This is a genomic window from Ciceribacter sp. T2.26MG-112.2 (genome assembly GCF_900492205.1).
GTDB classification, from domain to species: Bacteria; Pseudomonadota; Alphaproteobacteria; order Rhizobiales; family Rhizobiaceae; genus Allorhizobium; species Allorhizobium naphthalenivorans_A.
Genome location: NZ_UEYQ01000003.1, coordinates 135,925 through 162,878, shown reverse-complemented (window position 1 = coordinate 162,878; position 26,954 = coordinate 135,925). Strand labels below are relative to the sequence as shown.

Below are 26,954 nucleotides of genomic sequence, written 5' to 3'. Positions count from 1 at the left end.
GCCCCATGAAAACGACCATCTGCATTATTTGCGGGATCATTATTCGCTAGCGTCAGCGCTGGCCCGGCCGTTTTCGTCTCCCGACCCAAGTCCCAGATGACAAACGCCCCGGTCCAGCCGGACGGGTTGGCTATCGGGAGACGGGAATGGCGACGAGCCTCAAGCTTTACAACACATTGACGCGCGACAAGGTCGAGTTCGCCCCGATCGATGCCGAAAAGGTGCGCATCTATGTGTGCGGCCCGACCGTCTACGACTTCGCCCATATCGGCAATGCGCGCCCGGTGATCGTTTTCGACGTGCTCTACCGGCTGCTGCGCCACGTCTATGGCGCGGATCACGTCACCTATGTGCGCAACATCACCGACGTGGACGACAAGATCAACGCCCGGGCACTGCGCGATTTCGGCGCGAAGATCGCCGATGGCTCGATGACGCTGAATGACGCCATCCGGGCCGTGACGGAAAAGACCGAGAGCCAGTTCCACGCCGACGTCGCGGCGCTGGGCTGCCTCAAGCCCACAGTCGAGCCGCGCGCGACCGACAATATCGTTCAGATGATCGCTATTATCCAACGGCTGCTCGACCAGGGCCACGCCTATGTGGCCTCCGGCTCCGAAGGCCAGGAGGTGCTGTTCGCCACCGCCTCCATGGCCGACTACGGCCAGCTTTCCAAGCGCAAGCTCGAGGACCAGCAGGCCGGTGCCCGCATCGCCGTCGAAGCCCACAAGATGAACCCCGGCGATTTCGTGCTGTGGAAACAATCGGCCGATACCGAGCCGGGCTGGAGCGCCAGTTTCGCCTTCGAGGGCAAGACGGTGGCGATCCACGGCCGCCCCGGCTGGCATATCGAATGCTCGGCCATGTCGGACCGTTATCTGTGGGAGGAGATCAAGGATCGGCTTTCGCCGCGCGCCAAGGCCCGCCCGCACCAGTTCGACATCCATGGCGGCGGTCTCGACCTGATCTTCCCGCATCACGAGAACGAGATCGCCCAGTCCTGCTGCGCCTTCGACACCGACGTCATGGCCAATGTCTGGATGCACAACGGCTTCCTGCAGGTCGAGGGCCGCAAGATGTCGAAGTCGGAGGGCAATTTCGTCACGATCAACGAGTTGCTGGAGACGGACAAGTTCGGCGGCCGCAAATGGCCGGGCGAAGTGCTCCGCCTCGCCATGCTGATGACGCATTACCGCGAGCCGATCGATTTTTCGGTGAAGCGGCTGGAAGAGGCGGAGCGGCTGCTCGCCAAGTGGCCGGTGGCCGAGGCCGGTGACGCCGCGCCCGACGCTGCGGTCATCGAGGCGCTCGGCGACGATCTCAACACGGTTGCCGCCATCCAGAGCGTGCATGCACTGGCCCAGGCCGCCAATGCCGATGCGTCGAAGCTTGGCGTGTTTGCCGCCAGCGCCGCCCTGCTCGGCATCGTCCCAAAGAAGGCAGCCCTGAGCGACGACCTTGCCGCCGCCGTCGAGGCGCTCGTCGCCATGCGTCTGGAAATGCTGAAGACGAAGAACTTCGCCGAGGCCGACAAGATCCGCGACGATCTGCTGGCCAAGGGCATCCAGCTCAAGGACGGCAAGGACAAGGAAACCGGCGAGCGGGTGACCACCTGGGAGGTCAAACGGTAGGATGTTGGCCGTGGCGCGACATGCCCCAAAAGGAGAACCATCATGACCGATGCCATCTACACCGGCGGATGCCAGTGCGGCGCGATCCGCTTTCGGGTCGCGGGCGTTCTCAAGGATTCGTCGATCTGCCATTGCCGGATGTGCCAGAAGGCCTTTGGCGCCTATTATGCGCCGCTCGTCTCGACCCGGGGAGCGGACCTCGAATGGACGCGTGGGCGCCCGAAGACCTTCCGTTCGTCGAACTTCGCCAGTCGCGGCTTTTGCGACAATTGCGGTACGCCGCTGACGTATGAGGCACCCGACGGCGTGGCGATTGCCGCCGGTGCCTTTGACGATCCCTGGCTTCTGCCTCCGGTCGTGCAGTTCGGGATCGAATGTAAGATCGACTTCGTCGACCGCCTGCACAAATTGCCCGGCCACCGCACGGAAGAGGATGCCGACGAGGCCCCGTTCGTGCTGGAGATCGTGTCCTTCCAGCATCCCGACCACGATACCGACGGCACCTGGCCGAAGGAGATCCCACAATGACGCAGAAAAATCCCAATACCCAGATGCCGAAATGGCTGCTCTACGGCCTGATCGGCAAGGGCATCGTGGTCGTCCTCATCACCGTCGGCGTCGTCGCCTACGTGGCACTGCGCTAGGAGACAATTGATGGACGGAGTTTTCACCGGCGGATGCCAGTGCGGCGCGGTCAGGTTTCGGGCGGAGAAGCTCGGTCGGCCGTCGATCTGCCATTGCCGCATGTGCCAGAAGGCATTCGGCTCGTTGTTCGGCGCGCTGGTGACGGCCGACCATGCGCACCTGACCTGGACCCGCGGCCAACCCTCGCTTTTCCGCTCCTCGGCCAAGGTCAAGCGCGGCTTCTGCAACAAGTGCGGCACGCCGCTGTCCTACCATGTCGGCGAAAGCATCGAGCTTGCGATCGGCGCCTTCGACCATCCGGAAGCGCTCGAACCGCAGGTGCAGGTCAACCACGACAAGCGCCTGCCCTGGATCGACCACCTGTTCGACAAGCCGGCGGTGAAGACACCGGAAATGGAGGCGTTCTTTGCCTCGGTCGTTTCCAACCAGCATCCCGACCATGATACGGCGGTCTGGCCGCCCGAAGAGGATTGACCATGACCAGTGACTTGCGCGGCTTCTACCCGGAGATCGAACCGTTCGAGGCCGGCTTTCTCGATGTCGGCGACGGCCATACGATCTACTGGGAACGCGTCGGCACCCGGGGTGCCAAGCCCGCCGTCTTCCTGCATGGCGGTCCGGGCGGCGGCACCAGCCCGACGCAGCGGCGCCTGTTCGACCCCGCGCTCTACGACGTCCTGCTGTTCGACCAGCGCGGCTGCGGCAAGTCGACCCCGCATGCCGGACTGGACGCCAATACCACCTGGCACCTGGTGGCCGACATGGAACGGCTTCGCACGCTGATGGGCGTCGAGAAATGGCTGGTCTTCGGCGGCTCCTGGGGCTCGACGCTGGCTCTCGCCTATGCGGAGACGCATCCGGAGCATGTGTCTGAACTGGTCCTGCGCGGCATCTACACGCTGACTAAGGCGGAGCTCGACTGGTACTACCAGTTCGGCGTGTCGGAAATGTTCCCCGACCGGTGGGAGCTCTTTCAGGCACCGATCCCGGAGGATGAGCGCCACGACATGATGGGCGCCTATCGTCGCTATCTCACCGGCACGGACAAGAAGAAGCAGCTCGAATGCGCGATTGCCTGGAGCACCTGGGAAGGCGCGACCATCACGCTTCTGCCCAATCCGGACTATGCCGCGCATTTCGGCGAGGACGATTATGCGATCGCCTTTGCCCGGATCGAGAACCATTTCTTCGTCCATGCCGGCTGGCTGGAGGAAGGGCAGTTGCTGCGCGACGCCCATAAGCTCAAGGACATTCCGGGCGTCATTGTCCACGGCCGCTACGACATGCCCTGCCCGGCCAAGTATGCCTGGCAGTTGCACAAGGCCTGGCCCAAGGCCGATTTCCACCTGATCGAGGGAGCGGGACATGCCTATCTCGAGCCCGGTATCCTCGACCAGCTGATCCGCGCGACGGACCGGTTCGCGGGGAAATAGAATGAGCAATGGGGGAAGGCATCAGACACAGTGGGCTGCGCAGTTCGCTGTCGCAAGCGAGCTTTGCAAGAGAGGCTGCGATGTCGGATTCACAATGGGTCATAATACGCCGCTAGCAGATCTCTTTGTTTTGGCACCCGACAAAAAGACGACTTTCTTGGTCGACGTGAAGGGGATGAAAACGAAAAATTTTTGGCAGATAAAACAGAAAAAACAAACGGATAATCTGTTTTACGTTCTGGCCTACGTTCCCACTGGCTTGCCCAACAGATTCTTCATATTCAACCAGAAACGCCTAACCGAAGCGATGAACAACTATCAATTTAGCGGCGTAAAGTTTGATCTTCGCTTCTCAGGCATCAACTGGGGCATGGCTCTCCCACAGGAAGGCATGTGGGAGGAGCTACCCATTGCAGACAAGGTAGAGGCAGCACAATGAGCATAGAAAGAATCTACCTCTTCGACACGACGCTGCGGGACGGCCAGCAGACGCCGGGTGTCGATTTTTCGGTCGAGGACAAGATTGCCATCGCCGCCATGCTGGACGAGTTCGGTCTCGACTATGTCGAGGGCGGCTATCCGGGCGCCAACCCGACGGACACGGCCTTCTTCGCCAAGAAGCGCACCACGCGGGCCTCCTTCGTCGCCTTCGGCATGACCAAGCGGGCCGGCGTCTCGGCCTCTAACGATCCGGGTCTTACGCAGCTGCTGCAGGCCAGGAGCGATGCCGTCTGCCTGGTCGCCAAGACCTGGGACTATCATGTGGAGGTGGCGCTCGGCTGCACCAACGACGAAAACCTCGACAGCATCCGCGAGAGCGTCGAGGCGGTCGCCGCCGCGGGCAAGCAGCCGATGGTCGATTGCGAACATTTCTTCGACGGCTACAAGGCCAATCCCGCCTACGCGCTGGCCTGCGCCAGGGCGGCCTATGAGGCCGGGGCGCGCTGGGTGGTGTTGTGCGACACCAATGGCGGCACACAGCCGGCGGAAATCCGCGACATCGTCCAGGCGGTGATCGCCGCCGGTGTTCCCGGCGCCTCGCTCGGCATCCATGCCCACAACGATGCCGGCCAGGCGGTTGCCAATTCGCTAGCCGCCGTGGAAGCCGGCGTACGCCAAATCCAGGGCACGCTGAACGGCATCGGCGAGCGTTGCGGCAATGCCAATCTGGTGACGATCATCCCGACGCTCTGTCTGAAGGAGACCTATGCGTCGCGCTTCGAAACGGCGATCGACACGGACAAGCTGGTCGAGCTCACCCGGCTGTCGCACGCCTTCGACGAGCTCTTGAACCGCTCGCCCGACCATCAGGCGCCCTATGTCGGGGCGTCTGCCTTCGCCACCAAGGCCGGCATCCATGCCTCGGCGCTGCTGAAGGACCCGCGCACTTACGAGCATGTCGTGCCCGACAGCGTCGGCAATTTCCGCAAGGTCATGGTTTCCGATCAGGGCGGCAAGGCGAATTTCATCAACGCGTTGAAGCGGCGCGGCATCGAGGTCGACAGACAGGATCCGCGCCTCGACAAGCTGATTGCGATCGTCAAAGAGCGCGAGGCGTCGGGCTATGCCTATGAGGGCGCGGATGCGAGCTTCGAACTGCTGGCGCGTCGCACGCTCGGCACCGTGCCGGACTTCTTCGCGGTGGAGAGTTTCCGCGTTATGGTCGAGCGCCGCTTCGACAGCCATGGCCGGCTGAAGACCGTGTCCGAGGCGGTGGTGAAGATGGTGATCGACGGCAAGACCGTGATGTCGGTCGCCGAAGGCGACGGTCCGGTCAACGCGCTCGACCTGGCGCTGCGCAAGGATATCGGCAAGTTCCAGGCCGAGATCGCCGATCTCGAGCTTGCCGACTACAAGGTGCGCATCCTCAACGGCGGCACCGAAGCCATCACCCGCGTGCTGATCGAATCCACCGACGATACCGGCGTGCGCTGGTGGACCGTCGGCGTGTCGGAAAACATCATCGACGCCTCGTTCCAGGCGCTGATGGATTCGGTCGTCTACAAGCTGATGAAGAACCGACAGTTGGCGGGCAAGATCGCGGCGGAATAGCGGCGTCACTCCGCCGCGGCAACGGCCAGCGCATGGGTGGACAGCCCCCAGTCCGGCTCGGAGTACCATTCGTCCTCCGCCGGTATGCCCTTCCAGCGCAGGCTCTGGACCGCCCGCCAATTGTCGGCGAAGGCGGCGCGCAGGCGCGTGTGGCAGGCCCAGTCGGACGGGGTCACCCCCTCGCCCCAGATGAACGAGACGCCTTCGATGAACCGGGCGGAGTAGCCTCCGGCTTCCCATCTCACCAGCAGGAACCCGGCCATGGCGGTGTATTCCGGACCCTTGTTGCGCCCCTCGAAGACGGGGACGCCCAGCGGGAACAGCAGCCTTCCACCCGGCCTTAGCCGCTCGATCCAGGCCTCGGCCGGCCGGTCGACGGCGAAATTGACGTAGATGATGTCGGCCTCGTGCTTCGGCCATTCCAGGGCATTGCCGCAGACAACCTCGACGTTGAGGTGGCCGGCCAGGCAGGTCCGCGCCCGGTCGGCAAGCACGGCATCGTATTCGACGGCAAGCACACGCCCCTGCGCGCCGACAAGCTCAGCCAGGATTGCGGTGTAATAGCCTGTTCCGGCACCCGCATGGACCACCGTTTCGCCCGCCTGGGGCGACAGCGAATGAAGGGCCAGCGCGTGTAGCGAGGGGCTGCCATTGTTGACGCCGCGCGAGGCGTCGAGAGCCACCAACACATCCTCATAGAGCGTCGCCACGTCATGCGAGGGCGCCTCACGATAGCCGCCACGCTCCTGTATCAGCCAGGGCGGCGGGCCGAGGAAATCCTCGCGCCTGACCCGCGAAAAGGCATCCGCCAGGCGGTCATCCGACAGGACACCCGCCTTCTGCAGCATCCGCACCGCATAGTGCCGACGCTGCTCCATGGTCGAACCGGCCAGCATGATCCGCCTCCATCTGCGTGGCCCCCGACTGCAAATTTGCCGTGTGCACGCATCAAAAGCAATCGACCATTGTTCACCCGAATGAATTTGCCCATTCGCAAGCCATCCGATAACTCGCATGGCCGAGATATCGATCAGGAATGTCCATCATGACCGAACAGATTGCACCTGCGGTGAAGAACGAGGACAGCGCGCGCGGATTTGCCTTCGCTTTCGCGGCCTATTTCATGTGGGGCTTCCTGCCGCTCTACCTCAAGCTGGTGGCGCATATTCCGCCGATGGAGGTGGTTGCCAACCGCATCGTCTGGTCGCTGCCGATCACCGGTGTCATTCTGTATTTCCTCAAGCGCGGCGGCGACGTTTGGAAGGCGATCCGCACGCCGTCCATGCTCGCCATGGCGTTCGTCACGGCCACCCTCGTGACGATCAACTGGCTGGTCTATGTCTATGCGATCACCTCCGGCCAGGCCCTGCAGGGCGCACTCGGCTACTACATCAACCCGCTGATCTCGGTGCTGATCGGCGCCATCCTGCTCAAGGAGCGGATGATGCTGCCGCAGAAGATCGCCGTGCTCCTGGCGGCAATCGCGGTTGCCATCCTCACCTATGATGCCGGCGGGCTGCCATGGATCTCGCTGGCGCTTGCCTTCAGCTGGGGCTTTTACGCCTTCTTCCGCAAGACGCTGCCGATCGGGCCCAACCAGGGCTTCTTCCTCGAAGTCCTGATCCTGTCCGTACCGGCCTGCCTCTATATCCTGTTCATTGAACTGGCCGGCACCGGGCATCTGTCCAACGGCTCCGGCGCAACCGATATCGGCCTTCTGTTCTTCAGCGGCATTGCCACGGCCATCCCGCTGATGACCTACGCCAACGGGGCAAAGCTGCTCCGGCTGTCAACGATCGGCATGATGCAGTACATCGCGCCGACCATGGTGTTCATCACTGCGGTCTTCGTATTTAACGAGCCCTTCGGACAGACGAAGTTCATTGCCTTCCTGTTCATCTGGGCCGCCCTGATCACCTATTCCTGGCCGATGATCCGCGAGTATCGCAACCGCTGAAAGGCGGGCTCGGGCGGGCGGCCGCTCGGCCCAAAACAAATCGGAGACGTCAGATGCAGATGTCGGACATTCCCTTCGGCACCACCGACTGGAGCATGGTCGAGACGACGGAGCATAAGGGGGAGACGGGCTCCGCCAGCTGGCGCACACGCCAATTCGGTCCGGTCCGGGTTCGGATGGTCGAATACACGCCCGGCTATCTGGCGGATCACTGGTGCGTCAAGGGGCATGTCCTGCTCTGCCTCGAGGGCGAACTGACAACCGAGCTTGCCGACGGCCGCGTCTTCGTACTGAAACCGGGCATGAGCTATCAGGTGGCCGACAATGCCGAGCCGCACCGCTCCTCCACAAAGATCGGCGCCCGGCTGTTCATCGTCGATTGACCGGCTCTGGCCTCAAAGCCGGGAAATGACCTCGTCGGCCCCGTCGAGGTCGGTGACCGTTTCGAGCTTCTCGAGGATCGCCGGCACGATGTCGTCGATCTCGGCGATCACCATCGGCTGAACCCTGTGGGCGGTATGGATGAAGCCCTGCTCGCGCATGTGGCGCACGAGGTCGAGCATCGGATCCCAGAAACCGTTGACATTGGCAAACACCATCGGCTTCTCGTGTCGGCCGAGCTGCGCCCAGGTCATGATCTCGACGATCTCTTCCAGCGTGCCAATCCCGCCCGGCAGGGTGACGAAGGCATCGGCGCGCTCGAACATGGCGTGCTTGCGCTCGTGCATGTCCCTGGTCACGATCAGTTCGTCGAGCTGGCCCAGAGAATGGCGCGTGGCTTCCATGTCGACGAGGAATTCCGGGATGATGCCGGTCACCTTCCCGCCGTTCGACAGGACGCCGCTGGCGACGGCGCCCATGATCCCCTTGGTGCCGCCGCCATAGACCAGCTGCAGACCATGTGCCGCGATCGAGCGGCCGAGCGCACGGCCCGCGGCGAGGTAAGACGGATCGCGTCCGGGCTGGGAACCGCAATAGACGCAGACGGATCGAATCGAAGATGCTTTTTCACTCATGTCCGAAACATGAGCGTGGAGCGACGGCGAGGTCAACAAAATTGACGGAAAGCTGTTTGCCACAATCCCGAATCCCTTGGGAACGCTTGTGAAAGTCGAAATATGGGGCTAGCAATTTTTAGAGATTATGGCGGCTGTTCCGCCCGGAGACTGACGATGATGAAAAACCGCGCCCTTTGGGTCGCCCTGTTGGTGCTCGGCGTTTCGACCCTGCTGATGGTGTTCTTCGTCCTGCCGCGCGTCTCGCCGGTCAAGGAGGATGCGTCGAAGGTCGCGACCCCGGCCGTCGACACAGCCAAGGACGCGGCGACACAGGCGGAATCAGCCGTGGCGGATACTGCCAAGGCGGCAGCTGAAAAGATGGACCGGCTGAAGGCGGAGGCTGTAACCGCGGTGACCGGCATGAAGGCGTTGTTTGCCGAGGGCCGTACGCCTGCGGCCGACGCGTTCGCCACCGCCAAGGCCGTAGCGAGGGCAGCCGTCCAGGCGCTCGTCACCCTCGACATTCCGGCCGGCATCGACGCGACGCTCGACACGGCGATGAAGACGGCCCGCGACGGCGCCGCCCAGGCACTCTCCCTGATCGAGGCGCTGCCCGACGATCCGGCCAAGGCCGCCGGGCTGATCGCCGCGATCGAAGGTGCGCTTACGGGCACAGCGACACCGGAGGCGGCCCCTTCCGCCCCCGCGCCAGCGCCCGACAACGCCGCCGACGCCGCCTTGCCGCGCTTCGACATCCTGCGCGTCGAGCCCGACGGTTCGACCGTGATCGCCGGCAATGCGGCTGCGGGTTCGAGGCTGGAGATCATGTCCGGCGACAAGGTGATCGCCACGCTCGACGTCGATCCGAGCGGCGATTTTGCCGCCGTACTCGACCAGCCGCTGCCGCCCGGCGACCACAGCCTGCAGCTCAAGGCGACCGGCAAGGACGGAAAGTCGGTCACGTCGGAGGAAGTCGCGACGATCTCCGTTCCCGCCAATGCGGACGGCAAGCTGCTCGCCATGGTGTCCAAGCCCGGCGAAGCGAGCCGGCTGATCACTTTGCCGGAAAGCGTCAATTCCGCAGCCAAGCAGGAGCGTGTCGCGGCGGCCGACGGCGCAAGTACGCCAGCAGCGCCGGCAGCGCCCGAGAGTGGCCAGACCGCAACCGCGCCGACGGCCGACCAGCCGGCAGCCGGTGACGGTGCGGCGGTCGTGAACCCGGAAATCCAGGTGTCCGCCGTCGAAATAGAGGGCGACCGCATCTTCATAGCCGGCAAGGCGCCGGTCGGCGGTACGGTCCGGGGCTTTGCGGACGACACGGTCATCGGCAATGCCGTGGCCGACGCCAGCGGCAATTTCGTCATCGAAGGGCGCATCACGCTTTCGGTCGGCGCGCATGTCATTCACGCCGAACTGCTCGATACCGCCGGTCAGGTGGTCGTGCGGACCTCGGTGCCGTTCAATCGCCCGGAAGGCGAACAGGTTTCCGTCGTCGCGCAGAACAGCCAGACGGCCTCGGGTCAGGGCGGCGCCATGGTGCCGGTCGATCTCGCCGCCTTCGAAAAGTTGCGTGGCTCGCTCGGCCAGGCCTTCGCCCTGCTGCAAGGTCTCTATGCGGACGGAAAGAAGCCGGTTCTCGAAGAGCTTGCCGCCGCCCGCTCGGCGAGCGAAATCAGCTTGAAGTCGATCGCCGATTTCCGCCCCGCGGCAGCGGCAGCCAAGCCAATCGTCGACTTCGTCGCGGCAACGGCGGTGAAGGCGGCAAAGGCCTATACCGCCCTCCAGGGCCTGCCGAACGATATCGAGGCGGTCGGCGCCGAACTGCCGAAGATCGCCGCGCTGGTCGAGGCGGTCCTTTCGCCTTCGGCACCGTCGTCGGATCTGGCCTTGCCCACCGCGGAAGCCCCGGCCACCCCGGGCACCGCGCCCGCTGAACCGGTCACGCCTCAGACGACGGCCGCCGCGCCGAAGACGATCGAGCAGCCGCCGCTGACCGAAAGTCGCAACAGCGTGATCATCCGTCGCGGCGATACGCTGTGGCAGATCTCGCGCCGCGTCTACGGCCAGGGCGTGCGCTACACGACGATCTACCTCGCCAATTCCAATCTGATCAACAATCCTGACCTGATCGAGCCGGGCCAGGTATTCGAGGTTCCGAGCGAAGCTTTGCCCGATGCGGAGGAAATCCACCGCAGGCGCCTGAGCGGCGAAAGCGGCAACTAGGCCGGCGGGGAAGTTTCTCCGCCACGACATTGCATTGGGCAAGGTGAGGCCCTATGTGCGAGATCAGGCGGCGGCTCCCAAGGGGTCGCCGCTTTTTTGGCGCGAAAGAGACTTTCGGGGTGGATCAAGGAATGGCTGGCAACAAAAAGACGGTTTCGGCAGACAGCAGCAATCCCCTCAATACGCTCGTCAACCTCTGGCCCTATATGTGGCCGCGCGACCGGCTGGACCTCAAGATGCGGGTCGTCTGGGCAACAGTCTTCCTGCTCGTTTCGAAACTCGTCCTGATCCTCGTCCCCTACTTCTTCAAATGGGCGACCGACGCGCTCAACGGCAAGCTCGACATGGCCGGCATACTGCCCGCCTTCCTGCTCGGCGCCGTGGCGCTGGTCATCGTCTACAACCTCACCCGCATCGCCCAGGTCGGCCTCAACCAGTTGCGCGACGCGCTGTTTGCCAGCGTCGGGCAATATGCGGTGCGCCAACTCGCCTACCGGACCTTCGTGCACATGCACAAGCTGTCGCTGCGCTTCCATCTGGAGCGCAAGACCGGCGGCCTGTCGCGCATCATCGAGCGCGGCACCAAGGGCATCGAGACGATCGTCCGCTTCACCATATTAAACTCGGTTCCGACCTTCATCGAATTCCTGCTGACCGCGGCGATCTTCTGGTGGGGTTACGGCTTCTCCTATCTCGCGGTCACCGCCGTCACGGTCTGGGCCTATATCTGGTTCACCATCCGCGCCAGCGACTGGCGGATCGGCATCCGCCGCTCGATGAACGACAGCGATACCGACGCCAACACCAAGGCGATCGATTCGCTGCTCAACTTCGAAACGGTCAAATATTTCGGCAATGAAGACATGGAAGCGAGCCGTTTCGACCAGTCGATGGCGCGCTACGAGAAGTCGGCGACCCAGGTCTGGACCTCGCTCGGCTGGCTGAACTTCGGCCAGGGCGTGATCTTCGGCCTCGGAACGACCGTGATGATGGTGATGTCAGCCATGGCGGTGAGCCGTGGCGAGCAGACGATCGGCGATTTCGTCTTCGTCAACGCCATGCTCCTGCAGCTCGCCGTACCGCTCAATTTCATCGGTTTCGTCTACCGGGAAATCCGCCAGGGCCTGACCGACATCGAACAGATGTTCGACCTGCTCGAGGTCGAGGCGGAGGTGGTGGACAAGCCCGGAGCACCTGACCTCGTCATCGGACAGGGCGCCATCGTATTCAAGGACGTGCATTTCGCCTATGACCCGCAGCGCCCCATTCTCAAGGGCGTGTCGTTCGAAGTGCCGGCCGGCAAGACGGTCGCCGTGGTCGGCCCCTCCGGTGCCGGCAAGTCGACCATCTCGCGTCTTCTCTATCGATTCTACGACATCCAGCAGGGGTCGATCACCATCGACGGCCAGGACGTGCGCGACGTCACCCAGAAGAGCCTGCGCTCGGCGATCGGCATGGTGCCGCAGGACACCGTGCTGTTCAACGACACGATCGCCTACAATATCCGCTACGGGCGACCGTCGGCCAGTGACGCCGAGATCACCCAAGCCGCCGACGTCGCCCAGATCGGCCACTTCATCACCGACCTGCCGGACGGTTTCCAGACCAAGGTCGGCGAGCGCGGGCTGAAGCTCTCGGGCGGGGAAAAGCAACGCGTGGCGATCGCCCGCACCGTGCTGAAGGCGCCGCCGATCCTCATCCTCGACGAGGCGACCTCGGCGCTGGATACCACGACCGAGCAGGAGATCCAGGCGGCGCTCGACATCGTGTCGAAGAACCGCACCACGCTCGTCATTGCCCATCGGCTCTCCACCGTCGTCGACGCCGACGAGATCATCGTGCTCAAGGGAGGCGAGATCGCCGAGCGCGGCACGCATGCGGCATTGCTCGACTTGGGCGGGCTTTATGCCTCGATGTGGAACCGCCAGCGCGAGGCGACCCAGGCGGAGGAACACCTGCGTCAGGTGCGCGAGAGCGACGAATTGGGGATCGTGGTGCGCAAGCCGCCAGCGGTCTGAGCCACGGACCGCGGCCGGAGCGGGTGGCCTCGGCTTAAGCCGCGACGCAAAGTCGATTGCGGCCGCTGTTCTTGGCCCGATAGAGCGCGTCGTCAGCGCGCTTCAATGCCTCATCCAGGTTCTCTTCCCGGGGGCGGAAAGCGGCAAGACCGATGCTGACCGTGCCGGCCAGCGCCGACAAGGCTGTCGTCTGACAAATGCGCTCGACTTCCATGCGCATGCGATCGGCGGTTTGTTTTGCCTCGGTGATCGACCCGCCGATGAACAGCGCGTAGAACTCCTCCCCGCCGGCGCGGGCGATGACATTGCCCTTGCCGACCGTTTTCTCCAGTGTTCCGGCGATCATCCGCAGTGCATTGTCGCCTTCGGCATGGCCGAGCCTGTCGTTGATCAGCTTGAAGTGGTCGACATCAATGACCGCGACCGCCAGGGGCTTGTCGTCATCACGGGCCTGTTGCACCATCTGCTCGGCCAGATCGAAGAACTTGCGACGGTTATAGGCATTGGTCAGCGGATCGCGCTCGGCGGCCTCGGTCAGGCGTGCTTCGAGCGTCTTGCGCTCGGTGATGTCGAGGATGGCTCCGGCAATGCCACGGACACGCCCGTCCCCACCCTTGATCGCCGCCTTGTGGAACATGACATGGCGCCGCGTTCCGCCCGAGTGGCAGACCTCGCTCTCGTAGACCTGGGTGCCGCCGCGCTCCAGCAGTTCATCGTCGGCTGCCTGGTAGCGCTGGGCCAAGGCTTCGGGCGCCACGTCGTAGACGGAGCGGCCGACCACGCCGTCCGGCGGGCTGCCGATGAACTCGGCGAAGGCACCGTTGCAGCCGACATAGATACCTTCCGAGTTCTTGAAGAAGATCGGCGCCGGCAGGTTGTCGATGCAGGCCTGCAGGTAGTCACGCTCCATGGCGAGGCAGGCATGCTCGGTCTGCGCACCGCGCGCCCGTTCGATCGCCCGGCTTGTTCGGGCGAGACAGATGGCGACATCTTCCGCCGAAGTCGGATCGACGACATCGTCGGCGCCGAGCGTGATCGCGCGCTGGATCCAGGCGGGGCTCAACCTGTCGGAGGCAAGGACGAGATAAGCGTGCTCGCCCAGCGTTCGGCGCAGTTCCCCGATGGCGCTGCCCAGGCGCTCGGCCTCGACCGGCACGAAGTAGGCCACCGGCGCCTTCGGAATCTCGATCGAAACCGGCGCGGCCACGCCATGTTCAGCTACAAATCGCGGGATCGGGCGCCCGTCGACCGCCAGCCAGAAAACCGCGCGGTGTCCCGTCAGATCGGGTTGCCGGATCACTTTTTGTTCAATACTGGACAATTATGCTTCCATCATGCGGGGGATGCCGGATGAGAACTTTCCAAAACGGGCCGATGCAAGTTTTTACCTATCGTTCTAGGGGGGAAATATTGACGGATGGTGCACGCGGCCCCACCTACCAAAAATGGTCGGACCGAAGCTCGTGATGACGCGGCATGGGGTTTCCGATGCGAGAGCATTGCCCCCGGCACGCTTTCGGGTTAGTCAGCCACGTCGATCCTTTGCAGCGAAACGAGGTTTTTCATGGATCTGTTCGAGAGTATCCGTAAGGCTATCGTGCCTGTGCACAAGGAAGGCTATCCCTTCGTCGCCATCTTCTTCGTCGCCTCCCTGATCCTCGGCTGGATCTTCGAGCCGCTGTTCTGGGTCGGAATGGTGCTGACCCTGTGGTGCGCCTATTTCTTCCGCGATCCTGAGCGCGTCACGCCGCAGGATGACGACCTCGTCGTCAGCCCGGCCGATGGCCGCGTCTCCGCCATCCAGATGACCGTTCCGCCAGAGGAATTGCACCTGGGCATCGAGCCGATGCTGCGCATCTCGGTCTTCATGAACGTGTTCAACTGCCATGTGAACCGCTCGCCGGTGCGCGGCCGGATCGACAACATCGTCTATCGCGAAGGCAGCTTCCTCAATGCCGAGCTGGACAAGGCGAGCGAAGACAATGAGCGCAACGGCCTGGTCATTGAGACCGGCCATGGCAAGATCGGCGTCGTGCAGATCGCCGGCCTGGTGGCCCGCCGCATCGTCTGCTGGGCCAATCCCAACGATCCGCTGGCCGCCGGCGAGCGCTTTGGCCTCATTCGCTTCGGCTCGCGTCTTGATGTCTTCCTGCCCGCCGGTGCCGAACCGCGGGTGTCGATCGGCCAGACCGCCATTGCCGGCGAGACGGTGATCGCCGAGTTCGGCTCGACCAAGGGGCCCGTGGTCAGCCGCCGCAGCTGAGGCGAGGAAGGACTAGAGAGCGCCATGCAGACGCAGAAGCCGCCGGCCGAAGAGAATGGGCATCACGATCGTGCAAGAGGACCGCGGCTGCGCGAAATTCCGTTGCGCCTGGTCGTGCCCAATCTGATCACCGTGCTGGCGATCTGCGCCGGCCTGACCGGCATTCGCCTGGCCTTCGAGAATCGCTATGAACTGGCCGTCATGATGGTGCTGGCGGCGGCCTTCCTGGACGGGATCGACGGACGTATCGCGCGCATGATGAAGGCCACGTCCAAGTTCGGCGCGCAGATGGATTCGCTTGCCGACATCGTCAATTTCGGTGTCGCCCCCGCCCTGGTGCTCTACGTCTTCATCCTCGACCAGGCCAGGTCGTTCGGCTGGATCGCCGCCCTGATCTATGCGATCGCCGCCGGGTTGCGCCTGGCGCGCTTCAATGTCATGGCCGAGCGCGAGACCAAGGTTCCGTGGCAGTCGGAATTCTTCGTCGGCGTGCCTGCCCCGGCCGGCGCCATGCTCGTGTTGCTGCCGGTCTATCTGGGCTTTCTTGGGGTGCCGCCGAGCGCGCCGGTGGCTTTTGCGGGCTCCGTCTACACCATCCTGATCGCCTATCTGCTGGTCAGCCGCCTGCCCGTCTGGTCGGGCAAGTCGGAGACCAGCCGCATTCGCCGCGATCTCGTCCTGCCGATGATCCTCGGCGTGGTGCTCTATGTGGCACTGCTGATGAGCTTTACCTGGGAGGTGCTGTCGCTCACGGTCCTCGGCTATATTCTCTCCCTGCCCTTCGGTGCCCGCTTTTGGCACCGCCGCTACGGCACGCTGACCATCGGCGAAGAGGCTCCGGAAAAGGGTCTCTCCGAGATCGATCGCGGCCTCTAAGGCACGTTTCCACCACCGGACGGCATGTTTTTTCCGCGAGAATGGCGCTCAACTCGCGAAATATGCTTGCTTCTGATCAAAATTGATTTGCGTGGATGCCTGCGTCACGCTTTTGTCATGATCTGCTCAAATAGAGCGAAAAAGCAAAAACAAGAAAATATCTGGGAAACGCTGCAGGAGCATGACATGACCACCAAGGCCCCCGCCGAGCAAAAGCCGGCGCCACAGAATCTCGATTCCTATTATCGTCCACTCGGCCTGAAAGCTGTTCTCGCCGCGGCATTGATGCTGAAGCGCAAGCCAGCCAAGAAGGCCACCGCCTGAAGGCTGGAGCGTTTCCTGGCTAGAACAAGCTCATCTGGCCACCGCCGGATGACGTCTTCTTCGGCTTGGCCACCGCCAGGCTTTCCCCGACGGGTGCTTGCACTTCCGGTCCGGTGTTCTTGACCTTGTTGACTAGGTCGGAAACGGGGACGGCCTCGAAAAAATCCTCCTCGGCAGATGTCATCAGATCGGCGACGTGCCGAGGCTCTCCGCTCTTGCAGTCGAGCCAGCGCTCGTAATCCTCCGGCTTGATCACGACCGGCATGCGGTCGTGAATGCGGCCGATCGTCTGGTTCGAATTGACCGTCAGAATCGCGGCCGTATCGACTTCGGAACCGTCCGCGGACGCCCAGGTCTCCATCAGCCCGGCGAAGGCAACGATCTTGCCGTGGCGCGGCCTGATCCAATAGGCCTGCGATTTCTCGCCGCTCTCCTTCGCCGGCCGATGCCACTCGTAAAAACCGGAGGCGGGGACCAGCACGCGACGGTGGCGCATGGCGGCCCGGAACGAGGCCTTGCCGATCGCCGTTTCCGCGCGGGCATTGATCAGCAGCGGAAACTCCTTCGGATCCTTGACCCAGGACGGCATCAGCCCCCAGCGGACGAGGACGGCCTTGCGATCCGGCAGATTGCTGCCCGGCTCGTGTCGGTCGCCGGCGACGACGACCAGGATCGGCTGGGTCGGGGCGATATTATAGCGCGGCGGGAAATCTTCGAGCTCCAGAAGCCCGAGGAATTCCCGAACATCTTCGGGTGTCGCCGTCAGTGAAAAGCGTCCGCACATGAGGATGTGCATCGCACCTGGCGCCGTACCGGTCAAGCCGCCGCCGCCGTGCATGGTCGCTTGCAGCCTCCGGCAAAGCTGTCGATAGTCGGAGGGTCGATTCTCCGCCGGGCGAACGTGCCTGCCGACGAGATCCATCAGGAGATCCGGTCATCATGCGTACCCGCCCACGCCTCGCCTCCTCCGCAATCGTCGAACGCGACGGCCGGTTCCTGCTGGTGCGCCGCCGCAATCCGCCAGCCGCGGATCTGTTCGCCTTTCCCGGCGGCAGAGCGGAGCCTGGCGAAACACCGGAGGAAACGGCGATCCGGGAACTGTTCGAGGAGACCGGTCTCCTCGGACGCGAGCCCCGCCTGTTCGAAACGGTCGAACTCTTTCCCGAGGACGGTACGCCGGAAAGCCATTTCCTGCTTTCGGTGTTCCGCGTCGAGGCCGAGCCGGAAACCGTGGCGATCGCCGATGACGACGCACTTGAGGCAGGGTGGTTCCTGCCGGAGGAGATCAGCCGACTACCGGTCCCAGACAGCGTGCGCGCCTGTATCGAGAGACTGGTCAGGGCCGGCGAAGCGGGTTAAACAATCACATGGCGCATCGATCGCCCAACACGTGACGGAAGCGACGACAAGGCAGGGCATGCGCGCGACAAGATCTTTTGCCACGGCAGTCTTCGCCTTAGCCCTGTTCGCGCTCGGCCCGGCCTCGGCAATGGCTCAATCGGCCGATGCCCCCGCGGCACAGGAGCCAGTTCCGGAAACGGTGGAAAAGCCGGCGCCCTACGACGACAAGCTCGCCCGCCTGTCCGAGATCCTGGGCGCGGTGCATTACCTGCGCAATCTATGCAACACGGACGGCGAGCCGGGATGGCGTGAAGCCATGCAGGCGCTGATCGACACGGAGACGGCGAGCGAGCCGAAACGGCGGGCACGCATGGTCGCCGCCTATAATCGCGGCTACCGATCCTTTGCCTCCGTCTATACGACCTGCACCGCGTCGGCGGTCGCGGCGGAGGGGCTCTACCGTAACGAAGGCGCAACACTGGCCGTCGAAATCGCCGCCCGCTATGGAAATTAACGATTAATTCACCTGTTTTGGTCTCGGGCCGTGTCGTTTTGATAAAAGACTGATAGTGTCATTAACAGGTGAGTAAGGACTACGCTTCGGGGAATGACCATGGAACCGCGCCGCAACGAGATCGACGACATGATCGTGCATGAGAAGACGCAGGTTGCGCTGGAGTACCAGAACGAAGCCTGGGCCGATGGCATCGCCGACGGCATCGAGCCGGAAATCATCGCCGACGCAGCCTTTGCACTGGCCATGCGCGAGACCATTCGCATTCATGGAGAGGGCGGAGCGGAGGCGATCCTCGATTCGCTGCGCGCCCGCATGCTGGCCGGAGAATTCTCCCCCGAACGGCGTATGCAGTAAGAGGCTCAGAGGCTGTCATGCAAAGCAGGCCGAAGCCCTCATGGCGCGATCGCCTCGCGCCCCTTTTGTCCGTTGCGCTGGCGCTTGGCTTGACGTTCGGCGCCGTTGGTCCCGCCTTGGCGCTTTCCGACATCCCGCCTTTGCCGGCGCCGCAGCAGGATCCCGCCACACCGCAACAACCGGTTGAGGGCGAGGAAACCGAGGAGCTTCCCGATTCCGGACCGATGGGTATTCCCGACCCCGATCCGCTGATCAACAAGCCGGCCGATGCCGTGCCTCCGGGTGAGGCACAGGCCGATCCCGACCAACCGCCCCCGGAGGTCATCTACGACCTGTCCAAGGCACCGGAACCGGTGCGGCGCATGCGGGACCTGCTGATCGAGGCCGCGACCTCCGGCGATATCGAACGCCTGCGCGTGCTGATGAATCCCGGTCCGAATCAGACCCGGATCGTTCTGGAAAGCAGTGATGCGGATCCGGTCGCCGCGCTCAAGCAATTGTCGGGGGACGAGGAAGGGCTCGAGATCCTCGCAATCATGATCGACATCCTGTCGACCGGCTTCGTCAGGGTCGATGCCGGGACGCCGGACGAGGCTTATGTCTGGCCCTATTTCGCCGAGAAACCGCTGGCGCTGCTGACACTGCCGGAAAAGGTGGAACTGCTGCGGATCGTCACGGCCGGCGATGTCGCCGAGATGCAGGAACTGGGCAATTACAACTTCTTCCGCATGGGCATTTCGCCCGACGGACAGTGGAAATTCCTGACCGCCGGCGACTGAGCCTTTTTCGCTTAGCAGGCCACCGGCGGTACGCCTTCATGGTGGATGATTTACCCTCGGCGGATCGGAAATGATTCCCTTTTTCGATCCGATGTTCTAACTCTCGGGCATCGACCAACCGGAAGGGACCGACGATGCCAGAAGCCTCCTTGCCCGATCGTGCCCTGATCCAGGTGTCCGGTGCCGATGCCGAGCATTTCCTCCACAATCTGGTGACCACCGACATTGCCGCCCTGCCGCAAGGCGAGGCCTGGCCCGGCGCGCTTCTGACGCCCCAGGGCAAGATCTTGTTCGATTTCCTCGTCTGGCGCGACGGCGACAGCTTCGTGCTGGACACCTCCATCGGCCAGCGCGAGGCGCTAGTGAAGCGTCTCCTCATGTACCGGCTGCGAGCCGCCGTCGAGATTTCGCCTGCTGAGCCGACCGGCGTGATCGTCGGCTGGGGCGAGGATGCGGGCCGTGATCTGGGCGGGACGGGCGTCGTCGACCACCGCTTTGCGGTCGCGGGCATTCGGGTGACGCGCAAGCCGGGCGGCGCGGGCGCGGGATCGTCGCAAGGCTACGACGCCTTGCGCGTGCTTTCCGGCATTGCCGAATCCGGCTCAGACTACGCCCTTCAGGACGCTTTTCCCCATGATGTCCTGTTCGACCTTGCGGGCGGTGTCTCGTTCAGGAAGGGCTGCTACGTCGGCCAGGAAGTGGTGTCGCGCATGCAGCATCGCGGTACGGCGCGGCGTCGGCTGGTTCTGGTGACGGCGGAGACCGCCCTGCCCGCAACCGGAGCCGAGATCCTCGCGGGCGGCAAGCCGATCGGCACGTTGGGAACAGTCGCCGGCAATCGGGGTCTCGCGATCGTGCGCATCGACCGCGCCGGTGAAGCCATTGCGGCAGGCACGGCGATCCGCGCCGACGAAACCGAGCTGAGCCTTCAGCTTCCCGGCTGGTCCGGGCTGGCCTTTCCCAGCAGTGCCGCCGAGGAGGGCTGAGCCATGGCAGATGCCGCCGGTCTCCCGGGACGCGCCTGGCAGCGCATGCTGTCGGGTCGCAGGCTGGACCTGCTCGATCCCTCGCCGCTCGACGTGGAGATTTCCGACATAGCCCACGGGCTGGCGCGTGTCGCCCGCTGGAACGGCCAGACCTCGGGCGACCATGCCTTTTCGGTAGCCCAGCACAGCCTGATGGTCGAGGACATCTTCCGCCGCCTCAATCCCAAGGCGAGTGCCGAGGAACTGCAGATGGCGCTGTTGCACGACGGCCCGGAATATGTGATCGGCGACATGATTTCGCCGTTCAAGGCGGTCGTCGGTGGTGGCTACAAACTGGTGGAAAAACGGCTGGAGGCGGCGATCCACCTGCGCTTCGGCCTGCCGGCCCATCCGACCCGGACACTCAAGGACCAGATCAAGAAGGCCGACAGGATTTCCGCCTATTTCGAGGCGACCGAACTTGCCGGCTTTTCTCAATCAGAGGCCCGCAAGTTCTTCGGCCAGCCACGCGGCATTTCCCGCGACATGTTGCCGACGACGCCGCTGCCGGCCCTTCAGGCGCAAGCGCTGTTTCTGCAGCGCTTCGACGCCATCGAGGCTTGCCGCGCCCGCCGAACGAAGGTGGCGTCATGAGCCTGATCGTCGTCTCGCCCCTGTCGCGCATCGCCGAGATCGCCGTCCGCCACAAGGCGCGCGAAATGATCACGCTGATGGCCGAGAAGCAGGATTTCCACCGCCCGGCGGTGATTTCGGCGGACCGGCACCTGAAGCTCGGCGTCAACGACATCACATTTGCCGGCACCGGCGACCTAATCGCGCCGCAGGAGCGGCATGTGCAGCAGGTGATCGACTTCGCCCGCGCATGGGATCAGAGCGCGCCGCTGCTCATCCATTGCTGGATGGGCGTATCGCGCTCGCCGGCGGCGGCGTTGATCGCCAGCCTCGCCGTCGCCCCGCATGACGACGACGAGGCACTGGCGCAGCGGCTGCGGGCCGCATCGCCCTTTGCCACGCCCAATTCCCGCCTGGTGGAGATCGGCGACAGCCTGCTTGGCCGCGGCGGACGGTTAAAAGCCGCGGTCAAGGCGATCGGACGGGGCGCGGATGCCGACGGCGATGCCCCCTTCGTGCTTCACCTGCCAGACCCGGCGCAGACCCGATGACGAGCCGGACCACATCGGTCGAGATCGGCCTCAACGCCGCGATCGTCGCGGTCACGGGCGGCACCCCGCGCATTCTGGTGGTGAGCGATCCGACCAGCACGCTGGAAAGCCTGCCATTTGGCCCTTTCGACCCCGTCCGTCATCGGACGATGGAGATGTCGCTGCGCACCACGGTGACCGCCCAGACCGAACTGCACATGGGCTATATCGAGCAGCTCTACACCTTCGGTGACCGGGGCCGGCACAAGATGGCCGGCGATGTCGGTCCGCATGTGGTGTCCGTCGGCTATCTGGCGCTGACGCGCATGGACCCGGCGCGCGAGGCCGGCCTTGATGCCGCCGGCGTGCATTGGCGCGACTGGTACGGTTATCTGCCGTGGGAGGATTGGCGCCACGGCCGACCGGCGGTAATCGACCGGGTGATCCTGCCGGCGCTCATGCAATGGGCGGGCGAAGACCCCGCCGAGGACAAGGCGGAGATGCGGCCGTCGCGCCGTTCGCGGCTGAAGCTCGCCTTCGGTCTCGACGATTTCCCCTTCGACGAGGAGCGGGTTCTGGAACGCTATGAACTGCTCTACGAGGCGGGACTGGTGGAGGAGGCGGTGCTGGACGGCCGGGTCGCGGCGCGGCGCGTGTCGGCGCCGCTCGGCATTGCCATGCTTGCCGACCATCGGCGGATCGCCGCGACCGCGCTCGCACGGCTGCGCGGCAAGATCAAATATCGCCCGGTGGTCTTCGAACTGATGGCGCCGGAGTTCACCCTCACCGAATTGCAGGCGACCGTCGAGGCGATCTCCGGCCGGCACCTGCACAAGCAGAATTTCCGCCGACTGGTCGAAGGCGCCGAACTGGTCGAGCCAACCGGCGAGACGCTGGCGACCGGGGGGCGGCCCGCGGCCCTTTTCCGCTTCCGCCGACAGATTCTTGAGGAAAGGCCGGCGCCGGGCCTGAAGCTCGGCGGACGCTGATCCCGACGCATTGCGCGGGCCAATGCCAGAAACGCCCGCTTGACCCCGAGGCGCCCTGCCCCATCTAGCCCCTTGACGAAACCTGACGTGAAGGAGTGACCCAGTCGATGGAGCAGCAGGCGAGTGAATTCATCATCGCGACGCGCACTGCGCTCAGCCAGGCAAGTGCGCTTGCCGTGCAGTACTCGTTCTCGATCGTCGGCGCCCTGCTGCTTCTGGTCGTCGGCTGGACGCTCGCCTCGCTCCTCAGCCGCTGGGCGCATGAAGGACTGCTGCGCGTCAGGGGCATTGACGAGACGCTTGCCCGCTTCTTCGCCAATGTCATCCGCTATGCCGCGCTGCTGCTCGTCTTTGTCACGGTGCTCGGCCAGTTCGGCGTTCAGACCGCCTCGATCATTGCCGCGCTCGGCGCAGCGGGCCTGGCCGTCGGTCTTGCCCTCCAGGGAACGCTGCAGAACATCGCCGCCGGGATCATGCTTCTGGTGCTTCGGCCCTTTCGGGTGGGAGAATATATCGACACGGGAGAAATCTCCGGGACCGTCCGGGAAATCGGATTGTTCGCCACGGAGCTAAAGACACCGGACGGCCTCTACCGACTGGCGCCGAACTCTACCTTGTGGAACGTGCCGATCACCAATTTCAGCCGCGAAAGCACACGTCGCTTCGAGTTGAAGGTGGGTATCGGTTACGATGACGACATTGACCTTGCCCAGCGCCTGATGCGGGAACTGGCGCAGAACGACCGGCGCGTATTGAAGGAACCGCCGGTCGAGACCTTCGTCGATGAACTGGCCGACAGCGCCGTGGTGCTGACACTGTGGTACTGGACGGCTGCCGCAGACTTCTGGCCGACCTCGCGCGACATGATCAAGTCCGTCAAGCAGGCCTTCGACGAGAACGGAATTTCCATCCCGTTCCCGCAGGTGACCTACAATGCTCGCTTGCCGGGCCTCGCGCAGCCTACCGCCAGAGCAGAGCCGGAAGACGCATAGTCACGGCGCAAGAGCGAGCATACTGCCGATCAGATCGTGAGCTTGATATCTGACGGCGCCTCGCCTTCGCTCTCCTGCTGCTCCGTAAAGGCCGAGTAGGCCGCGATGACCTGCTTCATCTCTTCCAGCACATCGAACAGGCTGACGGTGTCGTCGTCCTCGGCCGACTGGTCATCGACCGGCGGCGGAGGCGGCGGCGGGCCTTCGGGTCGCAGTTCCTCCATCGCGGTGACGAACTGGTCTTCCGTCAGCGATCCGGTGCCTTCTCCGTCGAGCTTGGCAAAGAGGGCCGTTGCATCGTCCTCGCTCATGTCCTCGGGCCGGGCTGCAATGAATTCGGCTTCGGTCACCTTGCCGTCGCCATCGACATCGATCTTGGCGAACAGATCGGCGGCGGACTGGCGATCATCCGCCTGGGAATCGGTTTCTCCGCCGGAATTGGCGAGCAACATGGCCATGACGCCACCGGCCACCTGGGAGGAGACACCGCTTGCGGCGTTCTCGTTCTCGACCGTCGGATCCTGGGTGCGCTGCCGACCGCTCGCCTTTTCCGCGGCGGCCAGTTCTTCCGCACTGACGATTCCGTCTCCGTTGGTATCGAGGCTGGAAAGCGATGTCGAATAAAGAGAGTTGCCGCTGAGCGACGAAGATATACTGGTCATGCAAATCCCCTCAAGTATCGGCTCAATATGGGTGTGTCCCAGTACGCAATACTCAATCAGCGGGATGTCTTCGGGCTAAGGGATTCGCGCAAATCGGTCAAAAGCCAATAATGATCTACGATAAGTAGTTTGCGTACTTCCTAACATAGTTCAACTGTTTGAACGCATGGAGTTTCCCACGGCCGGTGTGACCAAGCGCACGAAGGCGCAAGGGTAGCGACCGCGACCAAAGAACTGATTTTCGTCAGTCGATGACCACATCCAGCCCGATATCGAGGGTCGGCGCCGCCATGGTCACCTTCGAGGTGGAGATGTAATCGACGCCGGTTTCCGCTATCGCCCGGATCGTCTGGATGTTGACGTTGCCGGACGCTTCCAGCATGACGCGGCCCTTGGCTGCGGGATAATCGGCGCTCGAAAGGCCATGATGCTGCCGGTTGATCTCGACCGCCTCGCCCAAGAGATCCGGCCCCATATTGTCGAGCAGAATCGCATCGGGTCGCGCGCCAAGCGCCTCGCGCATCTGGTGAAGATTGTCGACCTCGACCTCGACCTTCACCAGATGTCCGGCATAGGCGCGGGCAGCGTCGATGGCGGCAGCGACGCCGCCGGCAACGGCGATATGGTTGTCCTTGATGAGGATGGCGTCGTCCAGGCCGAAGCGATGGTTGGAGCCGCCGCCGAGGCGTACCGCATATTTCTCCACCGCCCGCAGTCCCGGCAGGGTCTTGCGCGTGCAGGTGACGCGGGCGCGGGTATGGGCGATCTCGGCGGCGAAGCGTGCCGTATAGGTCGCGACGCCCGAAAGATGCATAAGGAAATTCAGCGCGACCCGTTCGGCCGAAAGGATGGAGCGCGCCGGGCCTTCGACGCGGACCAGTGCATCGCCGGGTTTCACCCGATCTCCGTCCGCGACCCTGGCCTCGAACACCACCGAGGGATCGACGAGCCGGAAGGCGGCGCGCGCCAGCTCGATGCCGGCGATCACGCCGTCCTCGCGGCTGTTGAGCGCGGCCTGCGCACGCTTCTCCGGTCCGATCGTCGCATAGGTGGTGATGTCGCCGGCGCGGCCGAGATCCTCGATCAGCGCCGCCCGCACCTGGTCCTCGACCATCAGCGGGAGCAATACGGGGCGAAGGGGCTCGGTCATCGGATACTACCTCTGTCTTGGATCAGCCGGCGATTTCGGCGGCGATGCGTTCGGCATCCTTGAGGGTCATGAAGGTGCGATGGCGCAGGGCCTCCACCGGTTCCGGGAAGTCGGAGCGGTAGTGGCCCCCACGGCTCTCCTCGCGCTTCAACGCCGCCGTCGCGATGAGTTTGGCAGCCGTCGCCATGTTGGAGAAGCGGACCCGCTTGTTGATGCCCTCGAGACGGACGATCTCGCGGATCAGGTCCTTCAGCCCTTCGGCATCACGGATGACGCCGGCATGGGCCGACATCCCGCGGCGCAGCGCCTTGAGTTCGGCGCTGTCTTCCAGCGTCACCAACTCGTCGTTCTCGCCGGCATCCTTCGGCCATTCGTAGAGCGAGGATTCGGGCAGCATGCCCTTGATGTTCTCGGCAATCCGGGCGGCAAAGACGACGGCTTCGAGCAGCGAGTTGGAGGCGAGCCGGTTGGCCCCGTGCACGCCGGTCGAGGTCACCTCGCCGGCCGCCCAAAGCCCATCGACGGTGGTCTTACCGTCGGCATCCACCAGCACGCCGCCCATGTGATAATGCACGGCCGGGACGACCGGGATCGGCTGGGTGACGGGGTCGATCCCCGCCGCCATGCACGAGGCGTAGACAGTCGGGAAGAGATCGGGGAAATGCGCGCCGACCGCCTTGGTGCAGTCGAGGAAGGCGCCGCGGCCGGCCTTGACCTCGGCAAAGACGCCGCGCGCCACGATGTCGCGTGGAGCCAACTCGGCATCGGCATGCAGGTCGGTCATGAAGCGATGGCCGGCCCGGTTGATCAGGATCGCGCCGTCGCCGCGCAGTGCTTCGGTGGCCAGCGGCGCCGGGTCCTGGCCGATGTCGATGGCGGTCGGGTGGTACTGGACGAATTCCGCGTCGGCGATCATCGCACCCGCCTTGGCCGCCATGCCGAGCCCGGCGCCGCGCGCCTCGGCGGGATTGGTGGTCACCTGGTAGAGATGGCCGATGCCGCCCGAGCACAGAACCACGGCGCGGGCCGGGAAAGCGACGCGGGTCTTCGACTGGCCTGCGTCGGGGCGGGCGATGACGCCAGAGACGAAGCGCCCCTCGGCCACCAGCTCCTCGACGACATAGCCTTCCATCACCCGGATTGACGGCGTCTTGCGCACGGTAGCGATCAGCGCCTCCATGATGGCGCGGCCGGCCTGGTCACCCTTGACTCGGACGATGCGGCGCTCGGAATGGGCGGCCTCGCGCGACAGCAGCAATTGTCCCTCGAGATCGCGGTCGAAGGGGACGCCATAGCCGAGAAGGTCGCGGATGCGGTCCGGGCCTTCCGAGATCATCAGCCGGGCGATACGTTCATCGACGATGCCGGCACCGGCGGCCAGCGTGTCGGCCAGATGCTTGTCGAAGGTGTCGCCGGGGCTCATGGCGGCGGCGATGCCGCCTTGCGCCCAGGCGGAGGACGCCCCCTGGCCGATCGGGGCTGCGGCAAGCACCGTCACCGGACGCGGCGCCAGTTTGAGGGCGCAGAACAGGCCGGCAAGGCCTCCACCGATGATGACGATATCGTCGACGCCCTGCCAGGACTGCGGGCGCATGGATTCCAGTTTCGTCGACATTCAGGCA

Annotated in this window: 29 protein-coding genes; 22 read left to right on the top strand and 7 right to left on the bottom strand. The window is 64.1% G+C overall.

Features of this window, described 5'->3' with window-relative positions:
- The first annotated feature begins 146 nt into the window (after positions 1–146).
- The 6 genes from cysS to cimA all read left to right on the top strand — a co-directional run bounded on the left by cysS (position 147) and on the right by cimA (position 5,761).
- On the top strand, positions 147–1,631 hold the full coding sequence (cysS, locus tag DYZ14_RS06500) for a cysteine--tRNA ligase (RefSeq protein WP_154719948.1): 1,485 nt from the start codon (positions 147–149) through the stop codon (positions 1,629–1,631).
- 42 nt (positions 1,632–1,673) lie between these two features.
- The gene (locus DYZ14_RS06495) at positions 1,674–2,159 is read left to right on the top strand and encodes a GFA family protein (protein ID WP_154719947.1); all 486 of its coding nucleotides are present in this window, start codon (positions 1,674–1,676) and stop codon (positions 2,157–2,159) included.
- A gap of 126 nt (positions 2,160–2,285) precedes the next feature.
- The gene (locus DYZ14_RS06490) at positions 2,286–2,750 is read left to right on the top strand and encodes a GFA family protein (protein WP_445292308.1); all 465 of its coding nucleotides are present in this window, start codon (positions 2,286–2,288) and stop codon (positions 2,748–2,750) included.
- A gap of 2 nt (positions 2,751–2,752) precedes the next feature.
- Entirely contained in the window at positions 2,753–3,709 is a 957-nt protein-coding gene (gene pip / locus DYZ14_RS06485; RefSeq protein ID WP_154719945.1) for a prolyl aminopeptidase, read from the top strand.
- Between the two features lies 1 nt (position 3,710).
- Positions 3,711–4,148 carry a hypothetical protein gene (locus DYZ14_RS06480; RefSeq protein WP_154719944.1) on the top strand — a complete coding sequence of 146 codons (438 nt, stop codon included), beginning with the start codon at positions 3,711–3,713 and terminating at the stop codon, positions 4,146–4,148.
- Positions 4,145–5,761 carry a citramalate synthase gene (cimA, locus tag DYZ14_RS06475; RefSeq protein ID WP_154719943.1) on the top strand — a complete coding sequence of 539 codons (1,617 nt, stop codon included), beginning with the start codon at positions 4,145–4,147 and terminating at the stop codon, positions 5,759–5,761. The genes DYZ14_RS06480 and cimA overlap by 4 nt, the downstream gene beginning before the upstream one ends.
- Before the next feature lie 5 nt (positions 5,762–5,766).
- On the opposite strand, the gene DYZ14_RS06470 is transcribed toward cimA, so the two are convergent.
- Positions 5,767–6,657: a protein-L-isoaspartate O-methyltransferase family protein gene (locus DYZ14_RS06470; RefSeq protein ID WP_154719942.1), complete on the bottom strand. Its 891-nt coding sequence runs from the start codon at positions 6,655–6,657 to the stop codon at positions 5,767–5,769.
- 149 nt (positions 6,658–6,806) lie between these two features.
- Here DYZ14_RS06470 and rarD point away from each other — a divergent pair, with 149 nt between their 5' ends.
- Together rarD and DYZ14_RS06460 are read left to right on the top strand one after the other, a co-directional pair.
- On the top strand, positions 6,807–7,718 hold the full coding sequence (gene rarD / locus DYZ14_RS06465; protein WP_154719941.1) for an EamA family transporter RarD: 912 nt from the start codon (positions 6,807–6,809) through the stop codon (positions 7,716–7,718).
- A gap of 53 nt (positions 7,719–7,771) precedes the next feature.
- Positions 7,772–8,101 carry a DHCW motif cupin fold protein gene (locus DYZ14_RS06460; protein WP_154719940.1) on the top strand — a complete coding sequence of 110 codons (330 nt, stop codon included), beginning with the start codon at positions 7,772–7,774 and terminating at the stop codon, positions 8,099–8,101.
- A gap of 12 nt (positions 8,102–8,113) precedes the next feature.
- Here the strand turns inward: DYZ14_RS06460 and DYZ14_RS06455 are convergent, their stop codons facing one another.
- Positions 8,114–8,734: an LOG family protein gene (locus tag DYZ14_RS06455; RefSeq protein ID WP_154719939.1), complete on the bottom strand. Its 621-nt coding sequence runs from the start codon at positions 8,732–8,734 to the stop codon at positions 8,114–8,116.
- 156 nt (positions 8,735–8,890) lie between these two features.
- Here DYZ14_RS06455 and DYZ14_RS06450 point away from each other — a divergent pair, with 156 nt between their 5' ends.
- Together DYZ14_RS06450 and DYZ14_RS06445 are read left to right on the top strand one after the other, a co-directional pair.
- Positions 8,891–10,939 carry a LysM peptidoglycan-binding domain-containing protein gene (locus tag DYZ14_RS06450; protein ID WP_154719938.1) on the top strand — a complete coding sequence of 683 codons (2,049 nt, stop codon included), beginning with the start codon at positions 8,891–8,893 and terminating at the stop codon, positions 10,937–10,939.
- Positions 10,940–11,070: 131 nt separating this feature from the next.
- Positions 11,071–12,957 (top strand): ABCB family ABC transporter ATP-binding protein/permease, encoded by a 1,887-nt coding sequence (locus tag DYZ14_RS06445; RefSeq protein ID WP_154719937.1) that lies wholly within the window; start codon positions 11,071–11,073, stop codon positions 12,955–12,957.
- Positions 12,958–12,991: 34 nt separating this feature from the next.
- On the opposite strand, the gene DYZ14_RS06440 is transcribed toward DYZ14_RS06445, so the two are convergent.
- A complete protein-coding gene (locus DYZ14_RS06440; RefSeq protein WP_154719936.1) occupies positions 12,992–14,278 on the bottom strand; it encodes a sensor domain-containing diguanylate cyclase in 1,287 nt (428 codons plus the stop codon).
- 243 nt (positions 14,279–14,521) lie between these two features.
- Between DYZ14_RS06440 and DYZ14_RS06435 the strand changes: the two genes are divergently transcribed.
- The 3 genes from DYZ14_RS06435 to DYZ14_RS06425 all read left to right on the top strand — a co-directional run bounded on the left by DYZ14_RS06435 (position 14,522) and on the right by DYZ14_RS06425 (position 16,420).
- A complete protein-coding gene (locus DYZ14_RS06435) occupies positions 14,522–15,220 on the top strand; it encodes a phosphatidylserine decarboxylase (protein ID WP_154719935.1) in 699 nt (232 codons plus the stop codon).
- A gap of 24 nt (positions 15,221–15,244) precedes the next feature.
- On the top strand, positions 15,245–16,096 hold the full coding sequence (pssA, locus tag DYZ14_RS06430; RefSeq protein WP_154719934.1) for a CDP-diacylglycerol--serine O-phosphatidyltransferase: 852 nt from the start codon (positions 15,245–15,247) through the stop codon (positions 16,094–16,096).
- 66 nt (positions 16,097–16,162) lie between these two features.
- A complete protein-coding gene (locus tag DYZ14_RS06425; protein ID WP_154719933.1) occupies positions 16,163–16,420 on the top strand; it encodes a hypothetical protein in 258 nt (85 codons plus the stop codon).
- Between the two features lie 19 nt (positions 16,421–16,439).
- Here DYZ14_RS06425 and DYZ14_RS06420 read toward each other — a convergent pair whose 3' ends face one another.
- Positions 16,440–17,204 carry an SOS response-associated peptidase gene (locus DYZ14_RS06420; protein WP_154720167.1) on the bottom strand — a complete coding sequence of 255 codons (765 nt, stop codon included), beginning with the start codon at positions 17,202–17,204 and terminating at the stop codon, positions 16,440–16,442.
- 155 nt (positions 17,205–17,359) lie between these two features.
- Between DYZ14_RS06420 and DYZ14_RS06415 the strand changes: the two genes are divergently transcribed.
- From DYZ14_RS06415 to DYZ14_RS06375, 9 genes are all read left to right on the top strand, one after another.
- Positions 17,360–17,779: an NUDIX hydrolase gene (locus tag DYZ14_RS06415; protein WP_154719932.1), complete on the top strand. Its 420-nt coding sequence runs from the start codon at positions 17,360–17,362 to the stop codon at positions 17,777–17,779.
- A 58-nt stretch (positions 17,780–17,837) separates the two neighbouring features.
- Positions 17,838–18,275 carry a TIGR02301 family protein gene (locus DYZ14_RS06410; RefSeq protein ID WP_154719931.1) on the top strand — a complete coding sequence of 146 codons (438 nt, stop codon included), beginning with the start codon at positions 17,838–17,840 and terminating at the stop codon, positions 18,273–18,275.
- A 99-nt stretch (positions 18,276–18,374) separates the two neighbouring features.
- Positions 18,375–18,632: a hypothetical protein gene (locus DYZ14_RS06405; RefSeq protein ID WP_115670854.1), complete on the top strand. Its 258-nt coding sequence runs from the start codon at positions 18,375–18,377 to the stop codon at positions 18,630–18,632.
- Positions 18,633–18,649: 17 nt separating this feature from the next.
- Positions 18,650–19,411, top strand: coding sequence for a hypothetical protein (locus DYZ14_RS06400; RefSeq protein ID WP_154719930.1), 762 nt, complete (start codon positions 18,650–18,652; stop codon positions 19,409–19,411).
- A gap of 134 nt (positions 19,412–19,545) precedes the next feature.
- On the top strand, positions 19,546–20,397 hold the full coding sequence (gene ygfZ / locus DYZ14_RS06395; protein WP_154719929.1) for a CAF17-like 4Fe-4S cluster assembly/insertion protein YgfZ: 852 nt from the start codon (positions 19,546–19,548) through the stop codon (positions 20,395–20,397).
- Positions 20,398–20,400: 3 nt separating this feature from the next.
- Entirely contained in the window at positions 20,401–21,030 is a 630-nt protein-coding gene (locus DYZ14_RS06390; RefSeq protein ID WP_154719928.1) for an HD family hydrolase, read from the top strand.
- Positions 21,027–21,560, top strand: coding sequence for a tyrosine phosphatase family protein (locus DYZ14_RS06385; protein WP_154719927.1), 534 nt, complete (start codon positions 21,027–21,029; stop codon positions 21,558–21,560). The genes DYZ14_RS06390 and DYZ14_RS06385 overlap by 4 nt, the downstream gene beginning before the upstream one ends.
- Complete coding sequence (locus DYZ14_RS06380; RefSeq protein ID WP_154719926.1) at positions 21,557–22,528, top strand: NUDIX hydrolase; 972 nt, start codon at positions 21,557–21,559, stop codon at positions 22,526–22,528. The genes DYZ14_RS06385 and DYZ14_RS06380 overlap by 4 nt, the downstream gene beginning before the upstream one ends.
- Before the next feature lie 107 nt (positions 22,529–22,635).
- Entirely contained in the window at positions 22,636–23,520 is an 885-nt protein-coding gene (locus DYZ14_RS06375; RefSeq protein ID WP_154719925.1) for a mechanosensitive ion channel family protein, read from the top strand.
- A gap of 29 nt (positions 23,521–23,549) precedes the next feature.
- On the opposite strand, the gene DYZ14_RS06370 is transcribed toward DYZ14_RS06375, so the two are convergent.
- From DYZ14_RS06370 to DYZ14_RS06360, 3 genes are all read right to left on the bottom strand, one after another.
- Positions 23,550–24,182: an EF-hand domain-containing protein gene (locus DYZ14_RS06370; RefSeq protein ID WP_154719924.1), complete on the bottom strand. Its 633-nt coding sequence runs from the start codon at positions 24,180–24,182 to the stop codon at positions 23,550–23,552.
- Positions 24,183–24,426: 244 nt separating this feature from the next.
- The gene (gene nadC, locus DYZ14_RS06365; protein ID WP_154719923.1) at positions 24,427–25,332 is read right to left on the bottom strand and encodes a carboxylating nicotinate-nucleotide diphosphorylase; all 906 of its coding nucleotides are present in this window, start codon (positions 25,330–25,332) and stop codon (positions 24,427–24,429) included.
- Between the two features lie 22 nt (positions 25,333–25,354).
- Complete coding sequence (locus tag DYZ14_RS06360; RefSeq protein WP_195949857.1) at positions 25,355–26,947, bottom strand: L-aspartate oxidase; 1,593 nt, start codon at positions 26,945–26,947, stop codon at positions 25,355–25,357.
- Between the last annotated feature and the right edge of the window lie 7 nt (positions 26,948–26,954).